Raw genomic sequence first — 8632 nt, 5'->3', positions numbered from 1 at the left:
AGTCATCTGTTAACCACCACGGTCAACGGACAGCGCCGTTCAAGGCGCTACGCGCCATGCCCGGCGCACCATAAAAACGGCGGCCATAAAGGCCGCCCTAAAGACACAGAACCATAAGGAAAATAATACAAAGTTAGCAGTGGTATAATGAAACAAGAAATCGTTAGCCTTTCACACCCCCGGCAGTTAATCCCCCGACTAACCAGCGTTGTGCCAGCAGGAAAACAGCAGTAATGGGGATCGCGGACAGTACCGCAGCGGCGGCAAAATCCCCCCACAAATAGTTCTGCGGATTAAGGTATTGTTGCATCCCAACGCCCAGGGTGTAACTTTCAACATCACGTAAAAGCAGTGACGCGACCGGAACTTCAGTAATAGCAGCAATAAATGACAGAATAAAGACGACCGCTAAAATCGGTACTGATAAGGGTAACAGCACCAATCTGAAAGCTTGCCAGGGTGTCGCACCATCCAACGCAGCCGCTTCTTCCAGTGAACTATCAATGGTTTCAAAGTAGCCTTTAATCGTCCAGACATACAAAGCAATACCGCCCAGATAAGCGAAGATAACGCCACCATGGGTGTTCAAACCAATAAACGGCATATACTGGCCAATACGATCGAACAAGGCATACAACGCAACCAGTGACAACACAGCAGGGAACATCTGGAAAATCAGCATGCTTTTCAGCAAGGTGTTTTTTCCCTGAAAACGCATACGGGCAAAGGCATAAGCACAGGTTGTCGACAGCGCAACAATTCCTACCGACGTGATAACGGCAATTTTAACCGAGTTCCACAGCCACAATAAAACCGGGAACGGCGGCGGAGTCACTGAGCCATCAGCATGAGTCACACTGAAACCTAAGGCCAGTTTCCAGTGTTCCCAGGAAATTTGATCGGGAATAAGATTACCGGTGGCAAAGTTACCAGGCCGCAACGAAATAGCGATAACCATCAGCAGCGGGAACATAATCATTGCAATAAAACACCACATCAAAAGATGGGTTCCGAACAGACGCAAACGCTGGGATTTCGGTTTAACCATGGCCATCTGCATCTCCTCCTTAGTCAAAATTCATTTTGCTGGCTTTCAAATTCAGTAACGCCAGAGCGCCTACCAGAATGAAAATCAGTGTGGCAATCGCGGCAGCCAAACCAAAGTCCTGTCCACCGCCCCCCTCAAAGGCAACGCGATAGGTATAGTTGACCAGTAAATCGGTATAACCCGCTGGTGTACTGGTACCAATCATATCCGGGCCACCTTGCGTTAATAACTGAATCAATACAAAGTTATTAAAGTTGAAAGCGAAGCTGGCAATCATCAGCGGTATCAGCGGTTTTATCAGCAACGGGAAAGTAATACGGGTAAAGTTCTGGAATGGCCCGGCACCGTCCATCGCCGAAGCTTCATATAAATCATCAGGAATCGCTTTTAGTAACCCCATGCACAAAATCATCATATAGGGATACCCAAGCCAGGTATTGACAATTAACACCATGCTCTTAGCAGTAAAAGGATCGCTAAACCATTCGGGTTTAATACCAAATAATTGGTTGAGCATTACGTTAACTTCACCAAAACTTTGGTTGAATAACCCTTTGAAAATCAAGATTGAAATAAATGCCGGTACCGCATAAGGCAGGATCAGTAATACACGATAGACGGCTTTACCTTTAAGTGCCTCCCACTGAACCAGGCAGGCTAATACCATTCCGACCGCAACGGTGAAAATAACACTCAGTACCGAGAAAATAATGGTCCAGACAAAGATAGAGATAAATGGCTTCTGGATACCTTCATCTTGCAGCACCCGCATGAAGTTTTTCCAGCCAATGGTGATAGTGAACCCGGGGCTGAGTTTCTCATTTTCCCACTGTCCCTGGGCATTGATGGCCTGATAGAAGCCACTGTCCATATTTGGTCGATAGACAACGCGCGTTTGATTATTAATCAACTCCTGACCATCTTCACCCAGGGTATACAGCGGGCTGGCCTCGGCAAACTGGCGCAATGAACTCATTCGTAGTTCACTGCCATCCGGCAAACTGGCGACCAGTCCATTAAGGGCCTGGCGGTTTTGAGTAATCACTCTTAGCGAGGCACGCTCACCGGTTTGTTCTTCAGTCGCTGGTGCGAGCGTTAATTTTTGTTCGCCCCCTTCATTTAAATTGAAAGGTTCGGAAATAAAGACGTTGTGGTTATCGGGTGATATGAGCTGTAAACGCCATTGATCAACATCAGGATAAAGACCAAAGGAAAAGGTCTGTCCGGTCTGGAACTGCCGGTCCATTAATACTGATTGCGCGCGCTCAAAAGTTAACTGGTTAGTACTGCTGTAGTTGGTAAAGGCAATAGCAATGGTACAAATCAGAGGGAATAGTACAAATAGTCCCATCCCAGCAATACCGGGATAGACATAACGCCAGGCATAGGCACGACGATTCGCAAAAACATACAGCCCCAGACTCGCCAGAATGAGTGTCACTATGGCAAAAAGATATTCACCCTGAGCATACATCAACATGATCAAATAGCAGGTGAATAAACTTAATGCGCCGATAACCGCCCATTTAAGCGTATCGCTCTGCCACCAGGCAATTTTCTTTTTACGGCTTTGAAACTCGGAATGGGATAACTGCATAATGGTCCCTTTCATACTCTTTGTACTTGAAATTACAGCTATACTAGCTGCTCTCGTTACTCATCCCTGTGGCGTGCCTTGATCAGGCTATTCTGTATGTCGCGTTTGGTTAACTCAGTCTTGTCGGGGCACAGCTTACCGTACCCCGAGGCCAGAAAGATTTACTCTTTAATGATACGCGCAGCAGCATCATCCAGTGCTGCCTCAACGGTTTGGCGACCACTGATTGCGTTTAACACCGCACTGCGAGTGGCATACCAGAAGGCCGCCATTTGTGGAATATTCGGCATGATCTCACCATATTTGGCGTTTTCCATGGTTGCCGCAATGCGCGGATCTTTTGCCAGCTGCTCCTGATAAGAAATCAGCGCTACTGCACCCAGTGGTTTGTCTTTATTGACATCCGCCAGGCCTTGATCGGTTAACAGATAGTTTTCCAGGAACTCGGTCGCCAGTTCTTTGTTCGGGCTGGCGGCATTAATACCCGCTGTCAGTACCCCGACGAAAGGTTTAGAGTGTTGACCATGGAAAGTAGGGAGTACTGTTACGCCATAATTGATTTTACTTTTATCCAGGTTGCTCCATGCCCAAGGACCATTGATGGTCATCGCTGTATCACCTTTATTAAAGGCAGCTTCAGCAATGGAATAATCGGTATCCGCACTGATTTGTTTATTTTTTACCATATCGACCAGGAATTGCAGACCGGCTTTCGCACCAGCATTATTCACGCCGACATTTTTCACATCATAAACCCCGTTCTCATATTTGAAGGCATAACCGCCGTCAGCAGCGATAAGTGGCCAGGTGAAATAGGGTTCTTGTAAGTTCCACATGATGGCGCTCTTGCCCTTGGCTTGCAGAGTTTTATCGAGTGCCGGAATTTCTTCCCATGTTTTCGGTGCTTCTTTGATTAAATCTTTATTATAAATCAGCGACAGGGCTTCAACCGCAATCGGATAACCGATCAGCTTGCCGTTAAAGCGGACTGCGTCCCAAGTGAATGGAAACAGTTTTTCCTGGAAGGCTTTTGAAGGATGAATTTCTGCCAGTAAGCCAGATTCTGCATAACCACCAAAACGGTCATGCGCCCAAAATATAATGTCCGGACCATCACCTGTCGCAGCCACTTGTGGATATTTCTCTTCCAGCTTATCAGGGTGTTCGACAGTAACTTTAATGCCCGTATCTTGCTCGAATTTCTTACCGACCTCAGCCAGTCCATTATAGCCTTTATCACCGTTGATCCAGATAACCAGTTTACCTTCTTCAATTTTGGCAAACGCAGAGGAGGAGAGCACGAGCGAAGTGAGTGCCGAAAGAGCCAAAACACGTGCGGTCTTACCAATGCCGGATTTTTTGAAACTGCGAGTCATAATCCAATCCTTTTATCCAATTTTGTGGGTACCGACTTTCTCGTGAATCACTAGCTATAAATGCTCTGTCTGTTTTCAGACGGGTGTTGCTATGAGTCACTCAGCGAGGCGGGCATGGCAGCGTTGCAATAGATTGAGCTACAAGAAATTTATCATATTGACTATAGTGCAATTTATTACACAGCATAAACATTACGCCATCATATTGAGTCAGATGCGATTTCCCATCATCCCCCCCCTCTCTACGCCCCCAGGCAAGTTATTGTGACCCAGTTAACACTGTGGCCTGTTCTGTGCTGTAAGGCACAACAATGCAGGTTTAATTTTGTGCTTAGGATCACGAATTTCTACTCACCCTTGAACGACTACCCTTAAAGACTGTCCTTTCATCCTCCCGTCTCCTCCCCCCATGAAAAGTCATATCGTGGATGATTACCTGTAGCCGCCACTCCCGCACTATCACCCTCATTGAAACACCACCAAAGAAAATGTGGTTCCGTTAATGATTACCCCGTCAGTCAGGGCGCTGAAGCAATAACCCGTATGTCGCTCTATACTCAGGTCGCGACGTCGTCCGGGGCAACCTTGCGAACGCATGGCGGTACGACGCGCAGCAAGAGAGTCATCAGCGGCTGGAAGTGAACGATGGGTCATATCGGGATTTTCTTCCGCCATTTTCTTCAGTCTGGTTCATATCAAAAGTGGTTCGCGAAAGCGGAGGAGTAACAGATGGCTAATGTAACGCTAAGCGGCGTTTATAAGGCCTTTGGCGAGGCTGTGATTTCCAAAGATATCAATCTGGAAATCGATGACGGTGAGTTTGTGGTGTTTGTCGGACCATCAGGATGCGGAAAATCGACGCTGCTACGCATGATCGCCGGTCTTGAGGATATCACCTCCGGTGAGTTGTTGATTGGTGGTAAACGCATGAATGAAGTACCGCCATCTGAACGCGGTATTGGCATGGTGTTTCAGTCATATGCGCTTTATCCCCATTTGTCTGTAGCTGAAAACATGTCTTTCGGTCTGAAACTGGCCGGGGTGAAAAAAGCAGAAATTAATCAAAAAGTGAATCAAGTGGCTGAAGTACTGCAACTCGCCCACTTACTGGACAGAAGGCCAAAAGCATTATCCGGTGGCCAGCGTCAGCGTGTGGCAATTGGCCGTACTCTGGTTGCAGAACCCGATGTGTTTTTGCTTGATGAACCGCTTTCTAACCTGGATGCCGCGCTAAGAGTGCAGATGCGTATTGAGATCTCGCGGCTTCATAAACGTCTGCAACGGACCATGATTTACGTCACCCACGATCAGGTCGAAGCCATGACCCTGGCTGACAAAATTGTCGTACTGGATGCCGGAAATATTGCGCAAGTTGGTAAGCCATTAGAACTCTACCACTACCCCGCCAACCGTTTTGTTGCGGGCTTTATTGGCTCACCAAAAATGAATTTCTTACCGGTGAAAGTGACGGCCGCTGAGCCTCATCAGGTTCAGGTTGAGCTACCTAATCGCCAGCTAGTCTGGTTGCCCGTGGAAGGAACTCAGGTTCAGGTCGGAGCCAATATGTCATTGGGTATCCGTCCGGAACATCTGCTGCCAAGCAGCGCTTCAGAGGTCACGCTGGAAGGCGAGATCCAAGTTGTAGAGCAACTGGGTAATGAAACTCAAATTCATATCCAAATTCTGGCAATACGTCAGAACCTGGTTTATCGCCAGAATGACGTAGTGCTGGTAGAGGAAGGTGCAACATTTTCTATCGGATTGCCGCCGCACCGCTGCCATCTGTTCCGTGAAGATGGTTCGGCCTGTAAGCGACTGTATCAGGAGCTGGGCGTCTAGTCAGACGTTCGCTAACGAATAATGTCAGGCACATACGCCAACTGGCAAATATAACAGGAGATGACTGATGATAACTCTGCGCAAATTACCTATAGCACTGGCTGTTGCCGCTGGTGTCCTTTCCACTCAAGCTATGGCTCTCGAATTCCACGGCTACGGACGTTCTGGCATTGGCTGGACCGGAAGTGGTGGTGACCAAAAATGCTTTAAAACCACAGGCGCATCCAGCAAGTACCGTCTGGGTAACGAATGTGATACTTATGCCGAAATTAAATTAGGCCAGGAACTGTGGAAAGAAGGTAATAAGAGCTTCTTCCTCGACACTAACGTCGCCTATGGTATTGATAATAGCCGGGGCGACTGGGAAAGTACTACGCCGGGCTTCCGTGAACTGAATGTCCAGGGCAAAGATCTTATCGATGCCCTGCCAGGCTCTACAATCTGGGCAGGTAAACGTTTCTATCAGCGCCATGATGTCCATATGATTGACTTCTACTACTGGGATATTTCAGGCCCGGGTGCAGGTTTAGAAAACGTTGATCTGGGCTTCGGTAAATTATCTCTGGCGGTTACTCGTAACTCCGAATCGGGCGGTTCAAGTTCCTGGATTAATAATGAACTTAAAGATGCGCCTTACACCATCAGTGATGTCTACGACGTCCGTTTGGCAGAGTTAGAAACTAACCCAGGCGGCTCACTCGAATTTGGTGTCGACTACGGTCGCGCCAATACTGCAGAACACTATTCGTTAGCACCGGGCGCCTCAAAAGATGGCGTGATGCTGACCGCAGAACATACCCAAAGTATGTTGGGTGGCTTTAACAAATTTGCCGTTCAGTACGCCACTGACGCCATGAGTTCTGCCAACAACGGTCGCCCTGAAGGCGCCAGCATTAATAACAACGGCCATATGATCCGTGTTCTTGACCACGGTGCGATTAGCCTTGCAGATAAGTGGGACCTGATGTATGTCGGTATGTATCAGGATATCGACCGGGACAACGGCAACGGCACCACTTGGTACACCGCGGGCGTGCGTCCAATGTATAAATGGAGCAATATCATGAGCACCCTGATGGAAGTGGGCTACGACAACGTCAAGTCCCAACGTACCGGTGCTCGTAACGATCAGTACAAAATCACCCTGGCCCAGCAATGGCAGGCTGGCGACAGTATCTGGTCTCGTCCGGCCATCCGTGTGTTTGTCACCTATGCTGACTGGAATGAGAAATGGGGCTATAACAATGTAGAAGGCTCACCTTCACTCGGCGTAGCGCAAAATGGCACCATTGGCACTGACAGCCGCGGTAAAGATAACGAATTTACCTTCGGTGCACAGTTCGAAGCCTGGTGGTAACAGCAGTGACGCAGCCGTTCTCAGGAACGGCTGCTCTCTTTTGATGACGACGGATTTGCTCACTTTGCCAACCTTGCCTGGGTAACGTTAGCGCCGACGCTCCATGTATAAGGGTATAATAATGAAAAAAAATCTTCTGACACTCTGCCTGGTACTGGCAATGGGGGTGAGCACACCTCTGGCAGTACAAGCAACTGAAACAATCTCTCCGGCCAATGTTTCTGTTGCACCCACCATCAATATCGCCACACTGCAACAGCTTTCCTGGCAGCCATTAATCCCACCAGTAACGCAAGACGTTAAACTGACAACCAACAGCCCGCATATCGCTCAAGGAAATATTGATGGAGCTGTCGGTGCCTTTGCCCTGCCAGCCGATCGTGGCTCCCTCGAAATCACCCTTAGTAGTCTGGTGGCTGATAACACACTTTTTGCCCCCAGTGTCCTGGTGTTAGATGAACAAATGCGCCCTGCGGCCTATTACCCGGCAAGCTATTTCACCTATGAGAAAGCGGGCATTATGGTGAGTGACCGGCTACAGGGAGTTATGAAACTCACCCCAGCGCTGGGCCAGAAACAAATTTATCTGCTGGTGTATACCACCCGCGATGAGCTGGCAAAAAGCACTACCTTACTGGCACCGGCCAAAGCCTATGCCATGGGTGTGGGTAATGCGGTACCGAATATTCCCGATCCTGTTGCCAGACATACCCAAACCGGGGATTTAAAAATTAAAGTCGTCGCGGAACAGGCCATGGGCAATATTATGATTGGCCTGACACAATCCGCCCCTGCTGCAGCCCCCGTGGTAGTGGGTAATACCACTCAGCCTGTCGCCAGCCCGACTCCGACCAAACCCGCAGCCCCGGTGCTGAGCGAAACTGAAAACTACTTTAATCGGGCGATTAAAGACGCCGTGAAAGCCGGTGATGTCGATAAGGCTCTGAAATTGTTAAACGAAGCAGAGAGTTTGGGTTCAACCACAGCCCGAGAAACCTTTATTGGCAGTGTAAAAGGCAAGGGGTAACATCCCAAACTGCCAAGTATGGCTCTATGACTGGTGCGCTTTCGCGCACCTTTTTTTGTGATTCTGTCGCGTTATTGGCAGTCAGTCAGCAAAAACTGTGCAGCCTGTTTTTCAGCCTCAACGTCCTGTTGTTCTGCCACTAACAGCTCATTCCCCTGCGAATCTTTATACTGCCCTTTGTATAGCATATGGATTAACTCAATTCCAGCCAGTAACGTCTGTGTCCAACGAAATGATTTAAATCCTGACATCGGTCGTATCCACCGCTTAATACAGAACTCATAACCAACTTCTTTTGGTTGAGGAAAACAGGTATGCATTCCACGCTCTCTCGCCAGGAGATATTATGACGAAATCCTTCCCCTTTACCTATGCGTGTATTTTAAGC

7 protein-coding genes and 1 pseudogene are annotated in these 8632 nt (G+C 48.3%); 3 read left to right on the top strand and 5 right to left on the bottom strand.

Going from position 1 to position 8632, the window contains the following annotated elements; translation table 11 throughout:
• Positions 1-163 precede the first annotated feature (163 nt).
• The 4 genes from malG to Q1A40_RS22635 all read right to left on the bottom strand — a co-directional run bounded on the left by malG (position 164) and on the right by Q1A40_RS22635 (position 4696).
• Positions 164-1054 (bottom strand): maltose ABC transporter permease MalG, encoded by an 891-nt coding sequence (malG, locus tag Q1A40_RS22650; protein WP_300005997.1) that lies wholly within the window; start codon positions 1052-1054, stop codon positions 164-166.
• A gap of 13 nt (positions 1055-1067) precedes the next feature.
• Positions 1068-2645, bottom strand: a complete 1578-nt coding sequence (malF, locus tag Q1A40_RS22645; RefSeq protein WP_300005995.1) for a maltose ABC transporter permease MalF — start codon at positions 2643-2645, stop codon at positions 1068-1070.
• A 161-nt stretch (positions 2646-2806) separates the two neighbouring features.
• Positions 2807-4021 carry a maltose/maltodextrin ABC transporter substrate-binding protein MalE gene (malE, locus tag Q1A40_RS22640; RefSeq protein WP_300005993.1) on the bottom strand — a complete coding sequence of 405 codons (1215 nt, stop codon included), beginning with the start codon at positions 4019-4021 and terminating at the stop codon, positions 2807-2809.
• Between the two features lie 465 nt (positions 4022-4486).
• A complete protein-coding gene (locus tag Q1A40_RS22635) occupies positions 4487-4696 on the bottom strand; it encodes a hypothetical protein (RefSeq protein WP_300005990.1) in 210 nt (69 codons plus the stop codon).
• A gap of 54 nt (positions 4697-4750) precedes the next feature.
• Between Q1A40_RS22635 and malK the strand changes: the two genes are divergently transcribed.
• From malK to malM, 3 genes are all read left to right on the top strand, one after another.
• A complete protein-coding gene (gene malK / locus Q1A40_RS22630; RefSeq protein ID WP_300005987.1) occupies positions 4751-5860 on the top strand; it encodes a maltose/maltodextrin ABC transporter ATP-binding protein MalK in 1110 nt (369 codons plus the stop codon).
• Between the two features lie 67 nt (positions 5861-5927).
• Positions 5928-7217 carry a maltoporin gene (locus Q1A40_RS22625; protein ID WP_300005985.1) on the top strand — a complete coding sequence of 430 codons (1290 nt, stop codon included), beginning with the start codon at positions 5928-5930 and terminating at the stop codon, positions 7215-7217.
• Between the two features lie 121 nt (positions 7218-7338).
• Entirely contained in the window at positions 7339-8244 is a 906-nt protein-coding gene (malM, locus tag Q1A40_RS22620) for a maltose operon protein MalM (protein WP_300005982.1), read from the top strand.
• Positions 8245-8315: 71 nt separating this feature from the next.
• Here malM and Q1A40_RS22615 read toward each other — a convergent pair.
• A pseudogene (locus tag Q1A40_RS22615) lies at positions 8316-8516 on the bottom strand (hypothetical protein); the annotation flags it as partial.
• Positions 8517-8632 lie beyond the last annotated feature (116 nt).

It is taken from the genome of uncultured Cedecea sp., assembly GCF_947498825.1.
GTDB lineage: Bacteria > Pseudomonadota > Gammaproteobacteria > Enterobacterales > Enterobacteriaceae > JGM124.
Note: the sequence above shows the minus strand (reverse complement) of the source record. Positions and strands in the feature narration are given on the sequence as shown.